Origin of the sequence: Paracoccus sp. UBA5162 (assembly GCF_002413585.1) — a bacterium.
In the GTDB taxonomy this organism is placed as follows: domain Bacteria; phylum Pseudomonadota; class Alphaproteobacteria; order Rhodobacterales; family Rhodobacteraceae; genus Paracoccus.
In genome coordinates this window covers 50,796-51,623 of sequence record NZ_DHXG01000032.1, presented here as the reverse complement: position 1 = coordinate 51,623, position 828 = coordinate 50,796, and the positions used below count along the sequence as shown (strand labels likewise).

1 protein-coding gene is annotated in these 828 nt (G+C 65.1%); it reads right to left on the bottom strand.

All coding sequences use genetic code 11. The features are described 5' to 3' along the window. The coding region (locus B4A72_RS04410) for an ATP-grasp domain-containing protein (protein WP_292978144.1) at window positions 1-828 on the bottom strand (828 nt) is incomplete at both ends.

The window sequence follows — 828 nt, the reverse complement described above, 5'->3', positions numbered from 1 at the left end:
GGCGCGGGGATTGACCTCGAGCACGAAAATCTCGCCGTCCTTGATCGCGAATTGCACGTTCATCAGGCCGACGACGCGCAGCGCCCGCGCCATCGCGGTGGTCTGGCGTTTCAGTTCCGCGATGGTGGCCGCGTCCAGCGTGTGGGGGGGCAACGAACAGGCGCTGTCGCCGGAATGGACGCCCGCTTCCTCGATATGTTCCATGATGCCGGCGACGTGCACGGTTTCGCCGTCGCTGAGGGCGTCCACATCCACCTCGATCGCACCGGAAAGGTAGCTGTCCAGAAGCACGGGGTTCCGGCCCGAAACGGTCACCGCCTCGGTGATGTAGCGTTTCAGGTGGTCCATGTCGCGCACGATCTCCATCGCGCGGCCGCCCAGCACGTAGGAGGGGCGGATGACCAGCGGAAAGCCGATCCGTTCGGCGATGGCGATGGCCTGGGCATCGCTGCTGGCGATGCCGTTGATCGGCTGGCGCAGGTCGAGCCGGTTCAGCAGGTCCTGGAAGCGTTCGCGATCCTCGGCCAGGTCGATGGCGTCGGGGGTGGTGCCCAGGATCGGGATGCCCTCGGCCGCCAGCGCATGGGCCAGTTTCAGCGGCGTCTGGCCGCCGAACTGGACGATGACGCCGTGCAGGGTGCCGTTCTCCTGCTCGATTCGCAGGATTTCGAGCACGTGTTCCAGGGTCAGCGGTTCGAAATAGAGCCGGTCCGAGGTGTCGTAATCGGTCGAGACGGTTTCCGGGTTGCAGTTGACCATGATCGTCTCGTAGCCCGCGTCGGTCAGCGCGAAACAGGCGTGGCAGCAGCAATAGTCGAATTCGATGCC